This is a genomic window from Mycoplasmopsis fermentans PG18 (assembly GCF_000209735.1).
Taxonomy (GTDB): domain Bacteria; phylum Bacillota_I; class Bacilli_A; order Mycoplasmatales; family Metamycoplasmataceae; genus Mycoplasmopsis; species Mycoplasmopsis fermentans.
This window is the reverse complement of sequence record NC_021002.1, coordinates 122,302-123,996: the sequence shown is the minus strand read 5'-3', so window position 1 is coordinate 123,996 and position 1,695 is coordinate 122,302. Positions and strand designations below refer to the sequence as shown.

The window sequence follows — 1,695 nt, the reverse complement described above, 5'->3', positions numbered from 1 at the left end:
TAATACTTATCCTTCTGTATCATAGGTTTCATTTTTAATTTCTCCTTTTTGTCTTAATAAATTAATACAAAAAAACTAATAGAAAAACATCTATTAGAAAAATAGTTCTTTGCACACATTATTATGTAGTAAAGTTAGCATAATTTTTAATCTAAAGTGCTTGTATCCAAGCTTCCATTAACTCTATTATTCCAAATTGCAATTCAGCTATGAAACTTACTTTTAGCTTCTTTTTTATATTCAGCCTCTTGCATTTTATTCATAAATTTAGTGTTTAATTCAAGTTCTTTAAAACTTTTATCTTTAGCTTTAAAAACAGTATTTGTAAAAAAGTTTATGTATTCGTAAATTGGAGCATATGGTGTATTGCCTGACTTTTGATTATCATATTCAGTAAAACTATATGGCACTTCTCAATCATTAGCCCCATACATAGGCATTAGCACATCATATAGTGTTCTATACGCCCACACGTAGCTATATTCATAATCAGCAAATTGACTATCACCAATAGCTACTGGAAACATCTTAACTAAGGTTTTTTTCTCTTTGCCTAATTCTTCCATTTCCACACCAAAGACTGCTCCATATTTAAGAACATTAAGCAATGCATTTGTTGCTTTATCCAAGTGCTCTTTAAAATAATTTCTATATATTGGTTCAATTTCAAACCACTTCTTATTTCCAGCTTGAATAGTTCCAAACATTTGCAATAACTCTAAATACTTTTTATAAGCTTCGTTATTGACTAACGTTAGCTTAACCATCTTACCAGCCATCCAAGCAAAACTACTTAAATCATTTCAAAGATTATAATCATCACCCGTAGGCAATTGCATTATGAAATCTTTGTTTTGTTTTGCAGTCTCATAAATCTTAAAGCTTTCATGGTATTTTTCAACATTACTTCTTGTAAAAGCTAAATAAAACCATTTTGAATAATCGCTTCCTAAGTCGAAATAATTATTCCATATTCCTTGTTTATATAAACCATCAATAGCAATATCTTTAAATGTCTTGCTTGTGCCTTTAAGAGCAAAATCATTGATGAATTGTTTATAGTAATTATCAAGGTCCATATCAAAATAATAGTGATAGTGTTCTCTTACTTCCTTTTGGTCCTCAAACACTCATTTATTACCATGATAACTATCCTTATAGGCAAATACATCTTTTTGCGGTCCTTCTAAATAACTAGCCATTGAATTAATATAATTCTTTGAATCCACAAGACCTAAATCTTTATATTCAGGATTCAAAAAGTTTCTCATCATATTATTCAACTTCACCGGCGCGCTATAATCAACATCGAATAAATCTTTAATTTCGTTTAATTCAGGTTGGCTAGTATACCAGTCTTTATCCAAGTCTAAACGAACATTGATTTTAGGCATATACTCGTTCTTTTTTCAATTATCATTTCTATACACATCGGCATCATGTTTTTGCTCATTATGCAATACTTGTGCAAAATAATATTGATTGTCCTTCTTTAGAAAATCTTTTGGATTCTTTTCTGCATCATAATGTACATAGCCATCCACATCGCTCCAATCCGTGCTTTCTCCGCCACTAGGGTTTGGATTAGGGTTCGGATTTGGATTTGGAGGTTGATGTGGCTCAAAAATAGGACCAAAACAACTCGTCGTTAAACTTGCTAAAGGAACTATCGTTCCAATTGCCATAAACTTCATA

General features: G+C 30.7%; 1 protein-coding gene. It reads right to left on the bottom strand.

All coding sequences use genetic code 4. The annotated features are described in order from the left end of the window. Window positions 1–146: 146 nt before the first annotated feature. Entirely contained in the window at window positions 147–1,694 is a 1,548-nt protein-coding gene (locus MBIO_RS00645; protein WP_015510706.1) for a CDS14 family ICE transfer lipoprotein, read from the bottom strand. Between the last annotated feature and the right edge of the window lies 1 nt (window position 1,695).